A 21,297-nucleotide genomic window follows, 5' to 3' on the forward strand; every position below is an offset into this window, starting at 1 on the left:
AAATGAAAAAAAACGAAGAAAAAATTGAAGTTTTAGAGAAAATTGAGATTTTAGAAAAAATCGCCAATGGAATTACTTGGTGGATAGGCTCTATCCCGTCGTTGATTGCACATACTTTGTTTTTTATGATTTCATTTCTGTTGCCTTTGCTTCATATTGTGGAATTTGATAAAATGCTGTTGATTCTTACAACAGTGGTTTCTCTGGAAGCAATTTATCTGGCAATTTTCATCCAGATGTCCGTGAATAAAAGTCATGAAAAAATTGAAGATATTCAGGAAGATATTGAAGATATTCAGGAAGATATCGAAGAGATTAGCGAGGATATTGAGGAAATTAGTGAAGATATCGAGGAAATCAACGAGGATATTGAGGATATTCAGGAGGATATCGAAGAAATTAATGAAGACGAAGACGACGAAGATCATAGTGAAAGAGCAAAAAATGTAATGCTGAAAAGCAATGTAAGCTCAAATAAAAATGAAATAAAATCTTTAAAAGATAAAATCGAAGAACTGCAAAATAAAATTGAAGAGCTTAAAAAAGAATAAGCAACAAGGAATAATTTTATTTTGATAGATAAAAAGACATTTAAGAGACTGATAATTTTTATCAGTCTTTTTTCATTCTTTAGATATATTATCTTCTATTTATCAAGATAGCAAATAATTTAAATTTATGATAACAATAACGCTTTTTTTATCCATATTTAAATTAAAAAAGTAGTATTTTTGAACAAACAACAACAAAATGTTAAATTATAGACTAAAAAACTACCTTTTATCTTTACTTACATTGGCTGTTTCTACCTCAGTATTTTCTCAAAGAAAAGCACCTAAGAATGTTGTAACTTCGGTTAACAATAAAGCTGGTGTTTTTATAGATGTAAATGCTGCAGGATATGCACCTTCTACTTACAGTGCAGAGCAGCTTGTGAAAGATATTCTTATCAACGGAGGGTCGACTTGTTCGGTTCCCAATGTGACGAATGTAACGGTTACTCCTAATCAGCCGACAACTAATAATGACAGGTTTTGGGGATATTTCCATAAAGGAACTACTAATTTTCCTTTTACAGACGGTATTGTCTTAACTACAGGCTTCGCCAGACAAGCAGGAAATGTTGCATCGAGTGCAAGCACAAATGTTACAGGTGCAGGAATGAATGATCCCGATCTGGTAGCGGCAGTTCCTATCACCACTCCTGGTGATAATTACAACGATAATGTAATGTTGGAGTTCGATTTTGTACCCAACTCTAATCAGGTGAAGTTTAATTATCTTTTTGCTTCTGAAGAATATACAGGGAGTTACCCGTGTCAATATTCTGATGCATTTGCTTTGTTAATCAAACCAGTTTCAGGAGGACCTTATGTAAATGTAGCGGTTTTACCCGGAACAGCAGGACCTGTGAGTATGACTAATATTCACCCTCTTATTTCCGGAGGTGGAGGATGTCCTGCGATCAACGAAATCTATTTTGCAGGATATAATTCTGCGTCTAATATTGTAACAAATTACGAAGGAAGAACAGTTCCTTTAACAGCAACTGCTACTGTTACACCAGGAGTGGCTTATCATTTTAAAATGATCTTGTCCGATTACAGAGATACCGGTTTTGATTCTGCCGTATTCATTGAAGGAGGATCTTTCGATATAGGGATTAAAATTGTAGACGGAAACGGAGTCGTTTTACCAAGTATCCTTAATATATGTGATAATATTCCACAAACTTTGGTTGCTCAGGTTTCTGCTATACCGGGGATGACCTATCAATGGTATAAGGATGGGGCAATTATCAATGGAGCTACCACTGGTACTTACGTTGCCACTTCACCCGGAGTTTATGAAGTGAAGGTTTCTGTTCCGGGAAATAACTGTCCCGGATCTGCAACGATAACGATTGTCGGAGGAACAACACCTCCTGCACAAAATGCAACGTTGAAATTGTGTACGACACCATCTCTTGCAACATTTAATATAAATACGGCAACACCGTTGATTACCCCTTCAACCACAGCGATTGTGCATTATTATGTGAATCAGTCTGATGCGGTTGCGCAAAATACCAATTATCTTAGTGCTGCAGCTTTAAGCAATTATCCGGGAACAGACGGACAGGTTTTATACGTTGTTGTTTCAAACGGAAGTTTCTGTAGCAAAATGGTTACTTTAACATTGAATAAAGAAGCAACACCTATCGCTCAGCTTACCGCTACAAAAGTGAGAATCTGCGCAGGCGAATCTACCACTTTAACGGCTGCGAATGGAGTAACTTATCAATGGACGAATTTATCTGGTACCGGAGCTACACAAGTAGTTTCTCCTACTCAGACAACAACCTATTCGGTATATGCAATTGGTGCACAGGGATGTAAATCTTTACAGCCTGCATCTATTATAGTTGAGGTGGTTCCTGCAATTGTTTCAAACCTTTCAGGAGGAATGATTTGTCAGGGCGATGTCATTACTTTAGACGCCGGAGCAGGACCGAATTATCATTATACATGGAGTACAGGCGATACAACACAGACTATTTCTGTAGGAACACCGGGAACTTATTCTGTGACAATTAATAACGGAGTTTGTACTAAAGAATTTACAACGAAAGTTATCCAGGCGATTATTCCGGAAATTATTAATGTAAATTATAGTGAAAACGGAACAATGGTGCTTACAGCAAGCAACCCAAGCAACGGACCGCTGGAATATTCAATTGATAATGGTCTTACTTGGCAGAATTCAAATACATTTACGAATGTTCCTAGAAATATTATTGTTTCTATCAGAGTAAGAGTGAAGAAAACAAGCTGTGTAGGATTCCTGGAATATTTCACTTTTGTAATGCAGAATGTAATTACTCCAAACGGAGATAATATTAATGATATGATTGATTTCAGAGGAGTGAATAAATATAAAGACTTTAAGGCATCTATCTTCGACCGTTATGGGAAAGAAGTTTACAAAGCAAGTAGCTTACAGCCTTATTGGGACGGGTATTTCCAAGGGAAACGTCTTTCCACTTCATCTTACTGGTATCAGGTAAGCTTTGAAGATCCTGCAAGCAAAAAACCGGCACTGAAAACGGGCTGGATATTGCTGAAAAACTTTGAGTAATATTTTAAGTTATATATAAAGAAAGACCGACAATTTGTTGGTCTTTTTTTCGTTTTTAAACCAATTGAAAATAGTATTTTTAAAATTAATGTAATTGCATTGGTGATAATGTAATTGATATTGAATTGAAATTCAATCAAAAAAAATAGTATTTTTGTTTAAAATAATATAAAATGTTAAATAGGAGGACAAGAAATTTATTTTTGGCTTTATTTTTAGTTTTTGTGGGATGCTTTGTTTTTGCTCAGGACAGACAGAGCAAAGGCGTTGTCAAAAAACCTACCGCTGCCAGTATGAAAGCGGGAGTTTTTATTGATGTAAATGCTGCAGGCTATCCGGAAACAAACTACAGTATAACGCAATTAGTAAAAGATGTACTTATCAGTGGCGGATCTGCATGTTCTGCTGCCAATGTAAGTAATGTCGTTGTTTCTCCTAATTTAGCGGTGAGTGACCAAAACAGAAGTTGGGGATACTTTAATAAAGCAACCACCAATTTTCCTTTCGCTAAAGGTATCGTCCTTACAACCGGATATGCGAGAAAAACAGGAAACACTTTTCAAGGGACTTTAAGTGATGCTCTTCCTACGACGGGAGATGCAGATTTAGCAACAGCTTTAGGTGTTAGTAATGCAAACTTAAGAGATGCAACCTATATAGAATTTGATTTTGTACCTGCTTCTACAAAAGTTACGTTCAGATATTTATTCGCCTCCAAAGAATATCAAAGTAATTTTACCTGCAGTATTTCTGATGGTTTTGCATTGTTATTAAAAAAATCTACGGATCCTACTTATACCAATCTTGCTGTTCTTCCGGGAGGAGCAGGACCTGTAAGTGTTACGAATATTATCCCTGCAAGCTTACCTTGCGGACCAAAGAATGTGCAGTATTTCGCAGGGATTAATAATCCTCAGGTTGAAACAAACTTTGATGGCCGTACAACTCCTTTGACGGCAACGGCAACGGTAACTCCGGGAGTGACGTATCATTTTAAAATGGTTTTGGCAGATTATCAGGATTCAAATTTTGACTCTGCTGTTTTTCTGGAAGCCGGATCTTTTGATATCGGTGTTCAGATGTTAGATCCTGCAGGAGTGGCGCTTCCTTCATCTATTAATGTTTGTGATAATGCACCTCAGACTTTTACAGCATCAGTTCAGGGAGGTGGAGCAACATATCAGTGGTTATTGGGAGGGAATCCAATTCCGGGAGCTACCAATGCTTCTTATACAGCAACAGCACCGGGAGTTTACACTGTTCAGGTATTTTTACCGGGAAATACATGTCCGGGAACGGCTTCGATAACCATTGTCGGCGGAACTTCCCCTACAGTACAGAATACAACACTTACTTCCTGTTATACACAGGGAAATGCAACATTTAATTTAACATCAGCGCAAGCAACAATAAGTGCAACTCCGGGAGCTACATTTTCTTATTATGTTAATCAGGCAGATGCTTTGGCAGGAAACGGGAATACCATTGGTACACCTACAGCCTTTCAAAGTGCAGGGCAAACAGTTTATGTGTTGGTGAAAAACGGATTTTGTTCAAAAGTTGCCGAATTACAATTAATAAAAGCTCCTCAAATAACAGCTACTATTGCACCTCCGGGTATTTTAACCTGTACCAACTCACAGATCACATTGAATGCTTCGACTTCTGTTTTCCCTGCGGGAGCTACATTCAACTGGACAACGACAGGAGGAAACATTGTTTCAGGTGCAAATACATTAAATCCGGTTGTGAATTTAGCCGGAGTTTATACTTTAACGATTTCAAATATTTATCAGCCCGGAAATTTAACATGTACTGGTACAGCAAGCGTAACAGTTACAGGAGACAGTGCTCCGCCAACTACCGGTTTAACAGCTTCAAAAACATTGATATGTTCAGGAGAGACGGTAACGTTAACAGCTTCTGGTGGGGTAACCTATAATTGGGTTGGTTTACCGGGAACGGGAAATACTCAGACAGTTTCACCAACAGCTACGACTACTTATACCGTAACAGCGGTAGGAGCAAACGGTTGTGTTTCTGCAAATCCTGCTACAATTACGATCCAGGTATCTCAGCCGATTACTGTACAGAATGCTACTTTGTTTAAATGTTATCAGACAGGAGGTATTAATTATAATTTAACGGAAGCTCAACCTCAGATTACTTCCGCAGCAGGGGTTACTTTTGCCTATTATGTGAATGTTGCTGATGCCAATGCAGGAAATGCAAATACAATCGCAACTCCGGCATCTTTTAACAGTGCGGGAGGTCAGACAATTTTTGTTTTGGTGGTAAGTGGAGGATGTAGATATGTGGTCACATTACAATTGTTATCCACACCGCAGACCACTTTAACTATCGATCCGCCACAGCAGATTACCTGTACAACGGCTCAGATTACATTAAATGCCGCTGCATCGGTAATTCCTGCAGGTTCTACAATTGCTTGGACAACAGTAGGTGGAAATATTGTTTCTGGTGCTACTACTTTGACTCCGGTTGTAAATGCCGGTGGAGTGTATACTTTAACGGTAACTAATGTTAACCAACCAGGAAATTTAAACTGTAACTATACATTAGCAGTTACAGTGACTCAAAATACAGCACCTCCGGTAGCAACGGTAACTTCTACTTTTGCACAGATCTGTCCGGGAGAGTCTGTTACTTTAACGGCTGCAGGTGGGGCTACTTACAATTGGGTAGGTCTTCCAGGAAACGGAAATACTCAGGTGGTTTCCCCTGCAACTACAACTACATATACTGTTTTTGCGGTAGGAGCTAACGGATGTATTTCTGCGAACCCTGCTACAATTACCATCGTTGTAGGTCCTCCGGTAGCGATTTTAGCAGCTTCAAAATCTAAAATTTGTGTTGGAGAATCTGTTACATTAACAGCATCGGGCGGTATTACTTACGAATGGGTAGGATTACCGGGAAATGGAAATACTCAGCTCGTATCACCTACGACTACGACTACATATTCTGTTTTTGCTTTGGGTGGAAACGGATGTAAAGTAGCTAATCCTACTTCAATTACAATTGAAGTAGTACCCGCAATTGTATCAACATTACAGGATGTATATGCTTGTGCCGGAGATTTTGGAATTTTAGACGCTGGTTCAGGACCGAATTATACCTATGTATGGAGTACAGGTGCAACGACACAGACAATCTCAGTAAATACACCTGGACCATATTCTGTGACAATCAGTAACGGAACTTGTTCTAAGGTATTTAGTGCTCAATTAATCAATCCTACACTGCCTCAGTTTACGAATGTTACTTATGAAAATCATGTCTTAACATTATCAACGACAAACCCAGCAGGCGGAATTTTAGAATATTCTATTGATGGCGGTATTACTTGGCAGAATTCAAATATTTTCTATAATATTTTGGATAATAACAATTACAATATGATGGTGAGAGTAAAAGATGCAAAATGTAGTACCACATTATCTTTTTTCACGTTTGTTGTAATTAATGCAATTACTCCGAATTCTGACGGTAAAAATGATACGGTTGACTTTACAGGAATTAGTAAGTATAATAATTTTGCTGCTTCAATCTTTGACAGATATGGTCAGGAAATGTTTAAAGCCACTAAAAATGATACTGTTTGGAACGGTATGTTACGAGGAAGTCTCGCTATTCCAACCGCCACTTATTGGTATCGCGTACAGTGGGAAAATCCGGCAAGTAAGAAACTTGAGCTTCGTAGCGGATGGATTTTGTTAAAAAACAGGAATTAAAAGATATTTAAATTAGAACCTCTCAATTTGAGAGGTTTTTTTTGCTTTTTTTGTATAAAAAAGCCAAATATGTGTATGGTATTTATAAAAAAAAATTAAATTTGTTGAAACAAAATTATTATGAAGAGATATCTACTATTGTTTTCCTTATTCGTAGCCTCGTCCTCGAGTCTCTTTTATTCACAAAATACTCCACGAAAACTTCAAAAAGAAAAAGCATCCGCTTTAACAATGAAGGCAGGTGCGTTTATTGATGTTAATGATGCAACATATCCAGCGTCGGCTTATGATCCTTTACAATTGATTAAAGATGTTTTAATATCATCAGGTACCAATTCATGTGTGACACCAAACGTATCTAACGTTCAGGTAAGCCCGAATTTGCCGGCAACCAGTGCGAACAGATCTTGGGGATATTTTCATAGAGGAACAACTGCTTTTCCTTTTAAAGACGGGATTGTTTTAGCTACAGGTTATGTAAACAAGGCTGGAAACAGCTATATTGGTACAACCTTGGGAGATGCTTTGCAATCAGGAAGTGATCCTGATCTTGTAGCAGCTACAAACCCTTCAGGAAATCTTAATGATGCTGTTATTTTAGAATTTGACTTTGTACCCACTTCTAGTCAGGTAAAATTTAATTATTTATTTGCTTCTGAAGAATATACAGGGTCATTCCCTTGTAGTTTCTCCGATGCTTTTGCTTTATTGTTAAAACCAACTGCAGGAGGTCCTTATGTAAATATGGCAATTGTGCCGACTCCGGGAACAGGACCTGTAAGTGTTACCAATATTCACCCTCAAAATAGTTTTACCGGTACAAATATGGGATGTGGTGCACCGAACGTAGCTTTTTTCGGGGGATATAATACGGCTAATATTGAAACCAATTTTAATGGTAGAACAGTTCCTTTAACGGCTACAGCAACAGTAACTCCGGGTCAGTCTTACCACTTCAAAATGGTTTTAGGTGACGCTTTAGATACAAGTTATGACTCTGCAGTATTCTTAGAAGGTGGATCTTTCAACATCGGTGTTGAATTATTAGATCCTTCAGGAGGTACTTTACCGGAAGAAATTAATGTTTGTGACAATGTACCTCAGGTAATTACAGCTTCTGTAAGCGATCCTATCATGACGTATCAGTGGTTCTTCAACGGAGTTGCGGTTCCGGGTGCTACAACACCTACAATCACAGCGACTCAACCGGGTAACTATGAAATTCAGGTATCTTTCCCAGGAAATCCTTGTCCGGGTAAAGCGAATATAAAAATTAACGGAGGTACAACACCTTCGGCAGTTGATGCTTCATTATTGCTTTGTACAACTCCGGATATCACTTGGTTTGACTTAACCGATGCGATGCCGTCAATCAGTACAACACCGGGAGCAGTTTTCCATTTTTATGTAAATCAGGCAGACGCAATTGCTCAAAATGCTAATTATATCCAGGATGTTTTACATTATAATGGTACGGACGGTCAGATTCTTTACGTTGTAGTTTCAAATGGAGGTTTCTGTAGTAAGACAGTTAAATTAACCTTATCAAAAGAAGCTACCCCTACCGTAAGTGTTGTGGCATCAAAAATAAAAATATGTCCTGGAGATACAGTTGATCTTACAGCTACAGGAGGTGCAACGTATGAATGGGGGAACTTCCCGGGTACCGGAAACACTCAATCTGCTACAATATACAATACAACAACGTTTTCAGTATATGCAATAGGAGTAAAAGGATGTAAATCTTTACAACCTGCTAAAATTACCGTTGAAGTTGTTCCTGAGCTTACTTCTCCGTTAAGAGACGTAGAAATGTGTCAGGGAGACAGAGTGACTCTTGATGCAGGAGCAGGACCAAATTATACGTATTTATGGAGTACTGGTGCAATAACGCAAACGATCAATGTAGATCAGTGGGGAATCTATACAGTAGTTGTTAAAAACGGATTTTGTGAAAGAACGTTCACATCTCATGTAATCGCTGCAGCTTCTCCTTTTGTTTCTAATATTGATTATAGCAGCAATACATTAACGATCACCGCTGAAGTTCCAATGATTAATAATATTCCGCAAACAGCAGAGTTTTCTATTGACGGAGGTATTTCTTGGCAACAGTCGAATGTATTTACAGGTCTTCAGAATAATACTACGTATCAAATTCAGGTAAGAACTGTGGGAACTCATTGCGTTGGAGCATTAGAATTCTTTACATTGCATATTTCGAATATTATTACTCCAAACCAAGATGGTATCAATGATACTTTAGATCTTACAGCTCTTGGAAACTTTAATAACTTTACAGGGTCTATCTATGACAGATATGGTTCTGAGATGTTCAGATTCACGAAGCAGAATCCTATTTGGGACGGAACTGTAGGAGGTAAAAAATTACCGACTGCAACGTACTGGTACAAGTTCAACTTCCTGTATCCGAAATCAAAAACAAATATGAGCCAATCTGGTTGGATCATGCTTAAAAACCGAGAATAATAACATAATAGATAATGCAAAAAAAGCCTTTCAAAGAAATTTGAAAGGCTTTTTTATTTTCTTAAACTTTTCTTTTAACACAAAAGTGACAAAAGAATAACACATTAAATATTTTAAGTTTATCATTAAACTACAAATAAGAACACATTAGTTTTTAAAAATATTTGATTTTTATTCTTTTGTAAAATATTGTTTTTTAATGAATTAAATTTTAACGTCAATAATAACTTTTGCTTCTTTTGCGGTTAAATTTTTATCAGACTAAATCTTTTCTTTACTAAAAATTATTGGTTCTCTTTCCAGAGCTGTGTAAACGAAATAAAATCAGAAACACTCAATTCTTCCGCTCTTTTATCCATAAAATCATGTTCTTTCAAGGCTTCCGGAATATTTAAAATCTTCAAAGCGTTCGAAAGTTTTTTTCTTCTTTGGTTGAAACCTGCTTTCACGATTTGTTTAAACAAAACCTCATTTCCTGCCAATCCTTCTTTTGGGTTTCTGGTAAGTCTGATAACTCCAGATTTTACTTTTGGAGGAGGATTGAATACATTTTCATGCACTGTGAACATATAGGAGGTGTCATAATACGCCTGAATCAAAACAGATAGGATTCCGTAGCTTTTTGTCCTCGGAACGGCAGCAGTCCTCTCTGCAACCTCTTTTTGAAACATCCCAACCATTTCAGGAATCAGCTCATAATGATCCACGATCTGAAACAGAATCTGTGAAGAAATATTATAAGGGAAATTTCCGATAATAGCGATCTGTTCACCATTGGTAAAGTTAAAGTCCTGTTTCAAAAAATCACCGACAAAAGTTTCTTCCGTTACTTTAGAATAATTGTTTTTAAGGTACTCGATTGATTCTTTATCAATCTCTGCAAGATAAATGTTCTGGTCTTTTTCCAGAAGGTATTTGGTAAGAACGCCCATTCCCGGACCTACTTCCATAACTTTGTGATAGCCTTCAAAACTAAGACCATCAACAATGTTTTTTGCGATATTTTCATCGGTCAAAAAGTGTTGACCAAGATGCTTTTTTGCTTTTACACTCAATGTTTTTTATGATTTAATTAACAGTGATTTTCTCTTTTTCGTTCCCAAATTTCGGAAGATTTTTTCTATTTTAGCCAAAAATTTTAATATTAATGGCTAAATCTGTAGATGAGTTTAATAAGAAAAGGCTTAGGTCTAGCAATATTACAGTAGTAATTAGTATTGCCTTAGTGTTATTTTTGTTAGGATTAATGGGGCTTATTTTAATTAATGCTCAAAAATATTCCGACTATATCAAAGAACAGCTTGTGGTAAATGCTTATTTTGATGAAAACTACGACGCTAAAGATTCTGTAAAAATTGCAAAAATGGAAGCTGAAGTCTACCAAGAGATTCAGACATTGGCTCCTGTGAAAAAAGCAACTTACATTACCCGAGAAATGGCTTCACAAGAGGCTAAAAAAAGTATGGGAATCGATACTGATGCACTTTTTGAAGAAAATATTTTCCCTTCATCTATAGAAATCGCTCTGAAACCGGAATACGTAGATCCTGCAAAAATTGATGGTGCCATCAAGGTAATTAAAGCGGTTCCGGGAATTATTGATGTAAAGAACGACAGCACTTTAATGGTGGATGTTTACAATAACCTTACTCGAATTCTTAAATGGATTTTAGGTTTTTCTATACTATTTTTAATCTTAGCGATTGTATTAATCAACAATTCAATCCGTCTGAAAATATTCTCTAAGAGATTTATTATCAAAACCATGCAGTTGGTGGGAGCAAAAAGAAGATTTATCTTAAAACCTTTCATCATTGAAGCGGTTATTTTGGGAGCTATCGGTTCCGGGATCGGTCTTTTAGCCTTATTCGGAGTTTGGTATTATTTCACAAGCCAGATAGGATCTGCGTTTGTACAGGATAATAACCAGTATTTCTGGTTGGTTTTACTGATACTTGGAGTAGGTGTTTTCATTACGGTTTTAAGTACGGTGATTGCCACATGGAGATTCCTAAGATCAAACGTTGACGACTTATATTACTCTTAAAAATGAGCAAAAAAACAAATAAATTTTCCGCCGAAAATTTCGGAAAAGAAACAAGTGAAGTTCCTCAGGAAAACACTTTTTACTTCGGAAAGCAAAACTTTAAGTGGATGCTTATCGGTTTAGCATTTATCGTAGGTGGTTTCCTTCTAATGATGGGGCACGATGCGAATACAGTAGACGGAAAATTTGATCCGAACTCCTGGAACGAAGACATTTTTTCTTTCCGCAGAATCAGAATTGCGCCGTTTTTTGTCGTAATTGGCTTTGCAATTGAAATTTATGCGATTTTAAAAAGAAAATAATTAATAAATTTTTATTTAGAGATTAAAAGATTCGGAAATTTAGAACGTTGTGTCTAAGTCTCTAAATTTCTTAATCTCTAAATTTTTGTATACATACTATGGATTTAATCAAAGCAATCATCATTGCCATTATCGAAGGATTAACGGAATATCTTCCGATTTCTTCCACTGCACACATGGGTTTTACCGCAAACTTAATGGGATTGGAGGAAACCGAATTTTTAAAAATGTTTCAGGTTTCCATACAGTTTGGAGCCATTCTTTCGGTGGTCGTGGCATACTGGAAAAAATTCTTTGATTTAAAAAATTTACAATTTTATTTTAAATTAGGTTTTGCAGTAATTCCTGCGTTGGTTTTAGGATATTTATTGGATGATAAAATAGAAGCGGTTTTAGGTAATCAGATTGCTATTTCGTCGGTTTTAGTGATTGGTGGTGTGGTTTTATTGTTTGCAGATAAATGGTTTAAAAATCCGAAAATCGATGATGAAAAAGGAATTACCATAAAAAAAGCAGTAGCAATCGGGTTTTGGCAATGTCTTGCCATGATGCCCGGAACAAGTAGAAGTGCTGCTTCAATCATCGGCGGAATGGCGCAAGGTCTTACCAGAAAAGCTGCTGCAGAATTCTCATTCTTTTTGGCTGTTCCCACAATGTTGGCTGTGACGGTTTATTCTGTTTTCGTGAAAACTTGGGGAAAAGAAACGGCAACTCCACAGAAAGGGTATGAAATGATTATGGCATCGCAAGATCATATCACCATTTTTATCGTAGGAAATGTTGTGGCATTTATCGTTGCATTAATCGCAATCAAAGCATTCATCGGAGTTTTAAATAAATATGGATTCAAACCTTGGGGTTGGTACCGTATTTTTGTAGGACTGGCTTTGTTGATTTATTTCTATTGGTTTAAATAATTCATAAGCAAAGATTTCAAAATTACTCATTATCAATTACTCATCACCCATAATAAAATGACTACTGAAGACTTACAATCAGGACACATATTTTTATTAGACAAACCTTTGGATTGGACTTCTTTTCAGGCAGTCAATAAAATGAAATACAAACTCAAAAGAGAGTTTAATCTACCCAAAAAATTCAAAATAGGTCACGCAGGAACGCTTGATCCGAGAGCAACCGGACTTTTAATCGTCTGTTGTGGAAAATTCACCAAGAAAATCCCTGAAATTCAGGATGCCCCGAAAGAATACTGGACGGAAATAAAAATTGGTGTACAAACAGAATCTTACGACACCGAAAAGCCTGAAATTCTTCAAAAGGACTTTTCGCATATCACGGAAGAACAGATTAAAAATGCTTTGGAAAAATTCTTGGGTGAAATAGATCAGACTCCGCCGGTGTTTTCTGCCATTAAAATTGATGGAAAAAGAGCGTATGATTTGGCTAGAAAAGGAGAAGAGGTTGAAATGAAATCCAGAAAAACAACGATTCTCTATATTGAAGATGTCAAGATTGATCTTCCTTTAATAAGTTTTACGGTAGGCTGCTCAAAAGGAACTTACATTCGCAGTCTGGCTCACGATATTGGACAGGAATTGGTAGTAGGAGCATATTTAACACAATTAAGAAGAACAAAAATCGGTGACTATAAAATTGAAGACGCAACATCTGATTTTTTGGAAAATGATTTTAGATTTGTAACTGAAGAATGAAAAAAACAATACTAATTCTGAGTTTATTTTTTTGTTTTAAAGCTTTTTCACAGCAAAAAGAGAAAAAACAGAAAATGGATTTTTATTTTAATCCATCTTTAAATGTTGGATTGAATTTGTCTAAAGAAAAAGAAATCCCGAATAACACGCAATATATTCAGGCAAAAACACCCAATAAAATCACTTACGGAATCACTGCGGTTGGAGGTTACAATTTTCTTCCTAACTTTGCACTCGGAACCGGTCTGAAATATAGCTTTATCGAAGACAATTATCATTTACTATATTGGGTAATCCAGCCGAAATTTATTTTCGCTCCGGGAGATCAGCCTTTTTATATTGATGTTAATTATGGAAAGCAGATCAACAATTCTGTAGTCTCAGATTCTGAATTTTGGGGAGCGAGATTGGGAATACAGGTTTCATATTCGAAAAGACTAAGCCAGGAAGGCGGAATATTTTTCGAAGGATATAAACTAGGAAATTCTAATCCGTTTTTCATTGGATTGAGCTATGGAATTACGATTTTCAGTAATAAAAATTATACAGGTTACGGAGAAGATTAATGGAAAAAACACGTATCAATAAATATTTATCAGAAGTTGGATACTGCTCGAGAAGAGCGGCAGATAAGCTTTTGGAGGAAGGCAGAATAAAAATAAACGGAGTAATTCCTGAAATGGGAACGAAAGTTTCCGATGAAGATGTGATTGAAGTTGACGGTAAGGCAATTCGCGAACCTGAGGAGGAAGATAAGGTATATATCGCCTTCAACAAACCTGTCGGAATCGTTTGTACGACCGATACAAAAAGAGAGAAAAATAACATCATCGATTATATCAACCATCCGAAAAGGATTTTCCCGATCGGAAGACTCGATAAACCGAGTGAAGGATTGATTCTTTTAACCAATGATGGTGATATTGTGAATAAAATTCTAAGATCACGAAATAATCACGGGAAAGAATATATCGTAAGAGTTGACAAACCATTTACGCCAAAGTTTTTGGATAAAATGCGAAACGGAGTTCCGATTTTGGATACGGTCACTAAAAAATGTGAAGTAGAAAGAATCGACGATATGAACTTCAGAATCGTTCTAACACAAGGTTTGAACCGACAGATCCGTAGAATGTGCGAATATCTTGGGTATGAAGTAAAAAAATTGAAACGTATTCGCGTCCTGAATATTAAACTAGATCTTCCGATCGGAAAATGGAGAGATCTCACGGAAGATGAGCTTTTAAATTTGAATAAACTTCTTGAAGGATCGAGTAAAACTTTTAACTAATTATTTAGTTGAAGGAAAACTTGTGATTTTAAAACTTAATAAATGCTTCGACGGAGCTCAGCATGACATTTCTAATACTAACTGTTTTTATTAGCGATTAATTTGTAGCGATGTCATGGTGAAGTTCTCGAAGCATTCGTCATTTATAACTCATCATTATTTTAGGTAAAGTCTCATCCTCGTCTCATATTCCGGCTTCACTTTCAATAATTTCCAGATTTTCCGTTCCTCTTTTTCGCTTATTCTGTAAAAGATAATTTTATCCGCAGAATATTTAAAATAAGGATGGTTTTTAAGCCATTCTTCCGGAGCATCGACTAATGTATATTTCGGAACATTTGAAGTGTTTAATTGTGCAGTGGCGAGTAATTTTTTCACCAATTCCACATCAATATTATAAGTTGTCAGGATTTGCTCTTTATTGACGAATCCGCCCAATTTTTTCCTGAAACCAATCATCGAACCTGCCGCTTTTTCATCGAAACCAAATTCTATAAGCTGTTTAAAAGTTACCGAATTAAGATCTACTTTTGAAAAATCTGTTTCCTGTTGTTGCTTTATTTCAACTTTCTGAGCGTCATTATTTTGGGCAATAGCTGATGAATTCATTTTTATAAAAGGTCTCATTTCTTCAAACTTTTCCGCCGAAATCACAAAACATCTTTGAATATCTTCTAAACTTTTAAAGCTGCCTTTTAAATTCCGATCTCGAAAATTGACGATGGTCTGTGCTTGCTTTTCGGAAAAACCAAAAGATTTCCAACCTTCAAGATCCAATGTATTCGGATCAAAAGCATGATATTGAACTTTGGTTTTTTCAGACTTAAAATTTTTCGCATAACTATTGAAATTGGGAGGTGTTTTTTCCGGTAAAATCAAATAAGGATTAATTTTTTGGAAATTTTCGTCATTAATGATAAAACATTCCTTGAATTTTTCTTTGCTTACAAAACTGCCGCCCAAATAACTTTTATATTTTAAAATCGCTCCGGCCTGTCTTTCACTGAAACCCATTTTTATCCAGTCATTAACAGAATAATGATCAGGATTAAATTTCCCTGAAATAGTGATTGATTTCTTTTCATAGTTTTTAAAACCGACAGATTTAGCTTCCTTATTCGTTTCCGGCAATAAAATGTATGATTCCAATACACTGAATTTCTCCTCCGAAACAGCAAAACATTTTTTGAACTGTTCTTTTGAAGAAAACTTTCCGCCTACAACTTTTTTATAATTAAGTATCGTTGCCGTTTGTTTTTCGGTAAAGCCCAGATTTTCCCATTGTTTTTTATCCAAATCATTCGGATCAAACTCTGTGAGATGCAAAGGAACAGAATGTGCCGATATAAATTTCACATCAGAAAAGTCTTCTTTTTCCTTGCTGGTATATTTTTGAAATGTAAAAAGAATAATCAGCATCATTCCCATGAATGCCAATTTTTGATAGTAATTTTTTTTCATCACTGTAAACTTAATAATTTTATTAAGTATTAGCAATGAGTAAGTTGCGATTGTATTATTTTAGAATATGAATTCCAGTTTTTCGATTAAAAAAATAAATTAAAATAAAAATTATGGAGAATTATTTTAATTATTCTGTGTCTTTTTCTCCCAAAGAATCCTTCAGTTTCAGTAATTCAGCCTTTACAAATTCCAGTCGATCAATTAAGGTAACAGTTTCAGAAATTTTACTGTTTGTCGTAAGTGCAATTCGCGCTCCGTCCAACGTATAGCCCTTTTCTTTCACCAAATGATAGATCATCTGTAGATTTTTAATGTCTTCCGGAGTGAAGTATCGGTTGCCTTTTTTATTCTTTTTTGGCTTAATGATGGGGAATTCCTGTTCCCAATAACGTATTAATGAAGTGTTTACATCAAATGCTTTCGCCACTTCTCCTATCGAATAATACAGTTTATCGGGTAAATTTATTTTCATTTTTAGAATCCTAATCTTCAAAGATAAATATTTTTTAATTTGCCTCAAAAATACATCGCGTAAAAGTTGAGTTTTTGCTTTGTAAATCAAGGATAAATGTCATTTTTAATTAAGAGCCTGTTTAAATTTTATTAAGTAATAATTTTATAGCGGATAATTTGACCATATTTTCGGAAGTTTCCATTAGGAGTTCATAATTTCTGCATAGCCTTCTATCATTATCAAACCATGAAAAAGTACGTTCAACAATCCATCTTTTATGGAGTGGCTCAAATCCTTTTTCTTTTTTGTCACTCCGCATAACGATTTGAATGATATAGCCTAATTTAGTTTTTATTTCCTCAATAATACCCCCTCTGTAACCTCCGTCCGCTAAGATTACCTGAAGCGGAATTAGTAAATATCGCAATGTTTTCATCAGCAATAATGCCGCTTTACTGTCATGAATATTGGCTACACTTACCATTACGGCTAACAAAAACCCGTTTTTATCTACCACGACGTGTCTTTTGATTCCTTTTACTTTTTTGGCTCCGTCAAAGCCATTGAGTGAACGGTTATTTCCCCAACGAACACTCTGGCTGTCCATAATTCCTAAACTTGCCTGCGATTTCTGGCCTCTATCCCGACGTACTTTCTCTCTTAATTTTGATAATAATAAATCGAAAATCTCCAGATTTGACCATTTTGAATAATAGTAATAAACCAATTGCCATTTTGGAAAATCATGAGGCAAAAGTCTCCATTGGCAGCCTGTTTTTACCAAATAATTAATAGCATTCCAAATGATAATCAAATCATATTTTCGTTTTCTGTCATCAAAATCTAATGCTTTTTTTATAAATTGCCACTGAGTTTGGGTTAAGTCTGTTGGATACATTGAAGTTTTTTGTTTTGCAACTCTAAAATGACAATTTTTATTCAACTTCTTACCCTTACTCTTTTTTTTTATTAATTTTTTAAACAGGCTCTAAGAGAAAAATATTTTTGTTTTCATTACATTTGGTTTAAAATAAAAACTAACGTGGATTCTATTTCGGTACTTAATATTGATCTTTTTCAAAAGGGTAAAAATACCTCCGATTTTTATTTCAGTACGGTTCAGAATCACTTAATTGTCGGTCACAGACATCTCGAAAAAGCGCATCGCCACGACTTTTATGCCAGCATTCTTTTCACAAAAGGAAGCGGTGTTCATGAGATCGATTTTCAGAAATATGATGTTTCTGCGGGAAGCTTGTTTTTTATGTCTCCCGGACAAATTCACAGTTGGGAACTTTCGAAGGATATTGAAGGCTATCTTTTCTTCTGTCTGCAAGATTTTTATGAAATGCATTATGTGAATCAGAAATTGAGGAATTTCCCTTTTTTCGGTTCTGTTAATTTTCCTCGCAAACTTCAGCTGAATAAAGATGAATTGAAGGAAAATATCACTTTAATGCAGCAATTACAGAAAGAATATCAATCTCAGAACGTTATGAAAGATGGTTTGATGCTGTCTTTAATGTCTCAGATTTTTATCCTTTCTACAAGACAGTTTTCCAAAGATTTTGATACGCTGGCTTCATCGGCAAGTCTTTCTTATTTTAAACATTATCAGGAATTTGAAACCGTTGTAGAGCAATATTTTACAAACGAAAAATCGATTACTTTTTACGCTTCTTTATTAAATATTACGTCAAAACACTTAAACAGAATTACTCAAACGGTGGTTCATAAAACCGCTACCGATGTGATCACAGAAAGGGTAATTTTAGAAGCGAAAAGAATGTTGATGTATCTTGATGAAAGTCTTGGGGAAATCGCTTTCCGATTGGGTTACGAAGAATATTCTTATTTCGTGAGAGTCTTTCGAAAAACTTCAGGAATGACTCCCACGCAATTCATTAAAATGTATAAATCATAGTAAATTTTACAGCGGTAACTGGAAAGGTCCTTCAAAAACGGTGTCAAAAGAATCTATCAATTTTCCTTTTTCGTCAAAAACTCCGATGGTCATATTTTGTTTTGAGAACTTAATGTCTTTTTCAGGGAAAGTGATGTTGATATTTCCCTTTAAGATCTGGTCTCCTTTCAAAGTAATTTTATCCGAGCCGAAGAAATCAATTTCCGCGTGTTTAGGACTTATAACTTTGATGCTTAATTTTTTTTGCTCGTTAGATTTATTTAAAAGCGTGTAAATAAAAGTATTCGTTATTTTTTTATCTCTAATGAAAAAAGTTGATCCTGCAGGTTTAATGAATTTTGCTTCCATGGAACCTCTGTCGTACATCAAAAATCCCAGAAAACCGATTAATAAAGCCAGAAAAAGAGTAGTAACCTTCATTCTTGAAGTGAATTTGAATTTCTCCTGATTTTCAATTTCCGCTTCTGTGGCATAACGGATCAAACCTTTTGGAAGTCCGACTTTCTCCATTACTTCGTCACAGGCATCGATACAAGCAGTACAATTTACGCATTCCAGTTGTTGTCCGTTTCTGATATCAATTCCGGTAGGACAAACGACAACGCATTGATGACAATCGATACAATCGCCTTTTCCGACGTCTTTTCGGTCTTCGCCATTTCTCCATTTTGAACGGTTTTCACCTCTTTTAAAATCATAATACACATTGATGGTCTGTTTATCGATTAAAACTCCCTGAAGCCTTCCGTACGGACAAACAAGCGTACAAACCTGCTCACGAAGCCATGCGAAAGTAAAATAGAAAGCTATGGCAAACCCCACCATTCCTAAGAATTGCAAAGAATGATCGACCGGTCCTTCCATTATTATTTTAAAAACATCTTCATAACCTATGATGTACATGAACATGAAATTGGTAATAATCACCGAAATCAAAACAAAAATTGACCATTTCGTCACTTTTTTTGTGATTTTTTCGCTGTTCCATTCCTGTCGGTCGAGTTTCATTTGTCTGTTTCGGTCGCCTTCGATCCAATATTCAACTTTTCTGAAAACATTTTCCATAAAAATCGTCTGCGGACAAAGCCAGCCACAGAATATTCTTCCGAAAACTACGGTAAACAGCATGACAAAAATAACGGAAGTCACCGCTCCCAAAGCCAAAATAAAAAAATCCTGTAAGTAAAATGGTTGTCCGAAAATGAAGAACTTTCTATCAATAACATTAAACAACAAAAAGGGATTATGATTGATTTTTACGAAAGGCAATCCGAAGAATAAAAGCAGTAGAAAATTACTTGTATAATTTCTGTAATTGGTGTATTTTCCTTTTGGTTTTCGGGGATAGACCCATTTTCGGTTTCCCGTTTCATCCATTGTTCCTACCGAATTCCTGAAATCATCGTAATCTATTTCCGGAACCTGAAAATTGTCGGATTGTATGCTCATCGCCTTAGAGTTTTAATTGAAATTGTAAATAGAGAACTTTCGATTTGAAATAAATTCTCATTTAATTATTTGAGCTAAAATGTTTTTATGATTTTAAACTAAGCAAAGCTCCGAATTAAAGATTTTCATTACTAATATTATCTACTTCTGAAATGATACAATTCGGACATTTTTAAATTTCATCTTTAATTACTCAAAATGAGAAAATAATGTTTGAATTTAATACACAAATCGTAAATTGTAAGCTTTAAAAATAATGTGGTATGAAAAATATCTTGAGAATAGGCTTGATTGGTTTGGTTTTCGCATTAGTAAATTGTAAATCAGTAAATTATAGCAAAATGTTTTATGATGGAGTACAACCGGAGAGGATTTCGGATAAATTTAGTTTTACGGAAGGCCCGTCTTCGGATAGAGAAGGAAACGTCTATTTTACAGATCAACCGAATGATAAAATTTATTATTGGGACTGGAAAACGAATAAAATTGTCGAGTTTTTAAATAAAACGGGTCGCGCCAACGGAACGCATTTCGATAAAGATGATAATCTGATTACGTGTTCGGACGATAATGGTGAAATATGGAAGATCTCAAAGGACAAAAAAGTTCAGGTTTTACTGAAAGATTTTGAAGGAAAAAGATTTAACGGACCAAATGATGTCTGGAATGATGAATTTGGCGGAATGTACTTCACAGATCCTTTGTATGAAAGAGATTACTGGAAAAACTTTAAACAAGAAATTCCCAATAAAAGTTTGTATTACAGAAATAAAGAAGGGAAAATTTCAAAGCTTGAAACCTTCACGCAGCCAAATGGAATTGTAGGAAGTGAGAAGTTTAAAAAATTATACGTTTCGGATATTGACGCCGGGAAAACGTATGTTTATAATATTCTTGGCGAAGGAAAATTATCTGAAAAGAAACTTTTCTGCGAAATGGGTTCAGACGGAATGACGCTTGATAAACACGGAAATCTCTATTTAACGGGAAAAGGTGTCCATATTTTCAATCGTGACGGAAAAAAGATGTATCATATTCCGATTGAGGAAGAATGGACTTCTAATGTAACTTTCGGAGGAAAAAATAACGAAACTTTGTTTATTACCGCTTCGAAATCGGTGTATACGTTGCCGACAAAGGTGAAAGGTGTGAGATGATTTTAATTTTATTTAAACACAAATTGCACAATTTTTTTCACGAATAAGCACAAAGCTTAATATTTATTTTTAAGTTTTGGCTAAAACCAATATTGATTTTCTTTTAATGAAAAAACGGGCTAAAGCCCGTTCCTATTGATATAATCTCGTGTTTATTCATGAAAAATATTT

The 21,297-nt window shown here is 35.5% G+C and carries 17 protein-coding genes; 12 read left to right on the forward strand and 5 right to left on the reverse strand.

Features of this window, described 5'->3' with window-relative positions; all coding sequences use genetic code 11:
- Positions 1-2 precede the first annotated feature (2 nt).
- From J3D55_RS08765 to J3D55_RS08780, 4 genes are all read left to right on the forward strand, one after another.
- The gene (locus tag J3D55_RS08765) at positions 3-551 is read left to right on the forward strand and encodes a DUF1003 domain-containing protein (RefSeq protein ID WP_259130428.1); all 549 of its coding nucleotides are present in this window, start codon (positions 3-5) and stop codon (positions 549-551) included.
- A gap of 199 nt (positions 552-750) precedes the next feature.
- Positions 751-3,117 carry a choice-of-anchor L domain-containing protein gene (locus tag J3D55_RS08770; RefSeq protein ID WP_259130429.1) on the forward strand — a complete coding sequence of 789 codons (2,367 nt, stop codon included), beginning with the start codon at positions 751-753 and terminating at the stop codon, positions 3,115-3,117.
- A 173-nt stretch (positions 3,118-3,290) separates the two neighbouring features.
- A complete protein-coding gene (locus J3D55_RS08775) occupies positions 3,291-6,872 on the forward strand; it encodes a choice-of-anchor L domain-containing protein (protein ID WP_259130430.1) in 3,582 nt (1,193 codons plus the stop codon).
- Positions 6,873-6,992: 120 nt separating this feature from the next.
- Entirely contained in the window at positions 6,993-9,362 is a 2,370-nt protein-coding gene (locus tag J3D55_RS08780; protein ID WP_259130431.1) for a choice-of-anchor L domain-containing protein, read from the forward strand.
- A 284-nt stretch (positions 9,363-9,646) separates the two neighbouring features.
- On the opposite strand, the gene rsmA is transcribed toward J3D55_RS08780, so the two are convergent.
- Positions 9,647-10,417 carry a 16S rRNA (adenine(1518)-N(6)/adenine(1519)-N(6))-dimethyltransferase RsmA gene (gene rsmA, locus J3D55_RS08785; protein WP_259130432.1) on the reverse strand — a complete coding sequence of 257 codons (771 nt, stop codon included), beginning with the start codon at positions 10,415-10,417 and terminating at the stop codon, positions 9,647-9,649.
- Positions 10,418-10,509: 92 nt separating this feature from the next.
- Here rsmA and J3D55_RS08790 point away from each other — a divergent pair, with 92 nt between their 5' ends.
- The 6 genes from J3D55_RS08790 to rluF all read left to right on the forward strand — a co-directional run bounded on the left by J3D55_RS08790 (position 10,510) and on the right by rluF (position 14,678).
- Positions 10,510-11,409 carry a cell division protein FtsX gene (locus J3D55_RS08790; protein ID WP_259130433.1) on the forward strand — a complete coding sequence of 300 codons (900 nt, stop codon included), beginning with the start codon at positions 10,510-10,512 and terminating at the stop codon, positions 11,407-11,409.
- A 2-nt stretch (positions 11,410-11,411) separates the two neighbouring features.
- Positions 11,412-11,711, forward strand: a complete 300-nt coding sequence (locus J3D55_RS08795) for a DUF3098 domain-containing protein (protein ID WP_259130435.1) — start codon at positions 11,412-11,414, stop codon at positions 11,709-11,711.
- Between the two features lie 98 nt (positions 11,712-11,809).
- Positions 11,810-12,628 carry an undecaprenyl-diphosphate phosphatase gene (locus J3D55_RS08800; RefSeq protein ID WP_259130436.1) on the forward strand — a complete coding sequence of 273 codons (819 nt, stop codon included), beginning with the start codon at positions 11,810-11,812 and terminating at the stop codon, positions 12,626-12,628.
- Positions 12,629-12,685: 57 nt separating this feature from the next.
- Complete coding sequence (gene truB / locus J3D55_RS08805; RefSeq protein ID WP_259130438.1) at positions 12,686-13,387, forward strand: tRNA pseudouridine(55) synthase TruB; 702 nt, start codon at positions 12,686-12,688, stop codon at positions 13,385-13,387.
- A 74-nt stretch (positions 13,388-13,461) separates the two neighbouring features.
- Complete coding sequence (locus tag J3D55_RS08810; RefSeq protein WP_259130439.1) at positions 13,462-13,953, forward strand: hypothetical protein; 492 nt, start codon at positions 13,462-13,464, stop codon at positions 13,951-13,953.
- Positions 13,953-14,678 (forward strand): 23S rRNA pseudouridine(2604) synthase RluF, encoded by a 726-nt coding sequence (rluF, locus tag J3D55_RS08815; protein WP_259130440.1) that lies wholly within the window; start codon positions 13,953-13,955, stop codon positions 14,676-14,678. The genes J3D55_RS08810 and rluF overlap by 1 nt, the downstream gene beginning before the upstream one ends.
- 156 nt (positions 14,679-14,834) lie before the next feature.
- Here the strand turns inward: rluF and J3D55_RS08820 are convergent, their stop codons facing one another.
- The 3 genes from J3D55_RS08820 to J3D55_RS08830 all read right to left on the reverse strand — a co-directional run bounded on the left by J3D55_RS08820 (position 14,835) and on the right by J3D55_RS08830 (position 17,494).
- Complete coding sequence (locus J3D55_RS08820) at positions 14,835-16,139, reverse strand: ComEA family DNA-binding protein (protein ID WP_259130441.1); 1,305 nt, start codon at positions 16,137-16,139, stop codon at positions 14,835-14,837.
- 130 nt (positions 16,140-16,269) lie between these two features.
- Complete coding sequence (locus J3D55_RS08825; protein ID WP_047398092.1) at positions 16,270-16,614, reverse strand: MerR family transcriptional regulator; 345 nt, start codon at positions 16,612-16,614, stop codon at positions 16,270-16,272.
- 121 nt (positions 16,615-16,735) lie between these two features.
- Entirely contained in the window at positions 16,736-17,494 is a 759-nt protein-coding gene (locus J3D55_RS08830) for an IS5 family transposase (protein ID WP_259127825.1), read from the reverse strand.
- 144 nt (positions 17,495-17,638) lie between these two features.
- Between J3D55_RS08830 and J3D55_RS08835 the strand changes: the two genes are divergently transcribed.
- The gene (locus tag J3D55_RS08835) at positions 17,639-18,520 is read left to right on the forward strand and encodes an AraC family transcriptional regulator (RefSeq protein WP_259130445.1); all 882 of its coding nucleotides are present in this window, start codon (positions 17,639-17,641) and stop codon (positions 18,518-18,520) included.
- A gap of 6 nt (positions 18,521-18,526) precedes the next feature.
- Here J3D55_RS08835 and ccoG read toward each other — a convergent pair whose 3' ends face one another.
- Positions 18,527-19,969, reverse strand: a complete 1,443-nt coding sequence (gene ccoG, locus J3D55_RS08840; protein ID WP_259130447.1) for a cytochrome c oxidase accessory protein CcoG — start codon at positions 19,967-19,969, stop codon at positions 18,527-18,529.
- Between the two features lie 263 nt (positions 19,970-20,232).
- On the opposite strand from ccoG, the gene J3D55_RS08845 reads away from it, so the two are divergent.
- Positions 20,233-21,126 (forward strand): SMP-30/gluconolactonase/LRE family protein, encoded by an 894-nt coding sequence (locus J3D55_RS08845; protein WP_259130449.1) that lies wholly within the window; start codon positions 20,233-20,235, stop codon positions 21,124-21,126.
- Positions 21,127-21,297: the final 171 nt, after the last annotated feature.

The sequence above is a fragment of the Chryseobacterium ginsenosidimutans genome (assembly GCF_024807225.1).
Classification (GTDB): Bacteria; Bacteroidota; Bacteroidia; order Flavobacteriales; family Weeksellaceae; genus Chryseobacterium; species Chryseobacterium ginsenosidimutans.

Excerpts from the sequence above, each read along its gene's own strand:
- truB (WP_259130438.1), top strand. The coding sequence starts at position 12,686 with ATGACTACTGAAGACTTACAATCAGGACACATATTTTTATTAGACAAA.
- J3D55_RS08810 (WP_259130439.1), top strand. The coding sequence starts at position 13,462 with ATGGATTTTTATTTTAATCCATCTTTAAATGTTGGATTGAATTTGTCT.
- J3D55_RS08845 (WP_259130449.1), top strand. The coding sequence starts at position 20,233 with ATGAAAAATATCTTGAGAATAGGCTTGATTGGTTTGGTTTTCGCATTA.
- J3D55_RS08790 (WP_259130433.1), top strand. The coding sequence starts at position 10,510 with ATGGCTAAATCTGTAGATGAGTTTAATAAGAAAAGGCTTAGGTCTAGC.
- J3D55_RS08820 (WP_259130441.1), bottom strand. The coding sequence starts at position 16,139 with ATGAAAAAAAATTACTATCAAAAATTGGCATTCATGGGAATGATGCTG.
- J3D55_RS08775 (WP_259130430.1), top strand. The coding sequence starts at position 3,291 with ATGTTAAATAGGAGGACAAGAAATTTATTTTTGGCTTTATTTTTAGTT.
- J3D55_RS08795 (WP_259130435.1), top strand. The coding sequence starts at position 11,412 with ATGAGCAAAAAAACAAATAAATTTTCCGCCGAAAATTTCGGAAAAGAA.
- J3D55_RS08830 (WP_259127825.1), bottom strand. The coding sequence starts at position 17,494 with ATGTATCCAACAGACTTAACCCAAACTCAGTGGCAATTTATAAAAAAA.
- J3D55_RS08770 (WP_259130429.1), top strand. The coding sequence starts at position 751 with ATGTTAAATTATAGACTAAAAAACTACCTTTTATCTTTACTTACATTG.
- J3D55_RS08800 (WP_259130436.1), top strand. The coding sequence starts at position 11,810 with ATGGATTTAATCAAAGCAATCATCATTGCCATTATCGAAGGATTAACG.
- rluF (WP_259130440.1), top strand. The coding sequence starts at position 13,953 with ATGGAAAAAACACGTATCAATAAATATTTATCAGAAGTTGGATACTGC.
- ccoG (WP_259130447.1), bottom strand. The coding sequence starts at position 19,969 with ATGAGCATACAATCCGACAATTTTCAGGTTCCGGAAATAGATTACGAT.
- J3D55_RS08780 (WP_259130431.1), top strand. The coding sequence starts at position 6,993 with ATGAAGAGATATCTACTATTGTTTTCCTTATTCGTAGCCTCGTCCTCG.
- J3D55_RS08765 (WP_259130428.1), top strand. The coding sequence starts at position 3 with ATGAAAAAAAACGAAGAAAAAATTGAAGTTTTAGAGAAAATTGAGATT.
- J3D55_RS08825 (WP_047398092.1), bottom strand. The coding sequence starts at position 16,614 with ATGAAAATAAATTTACCCGATAAACTGTATTATTCGATAGGAGAAGTG.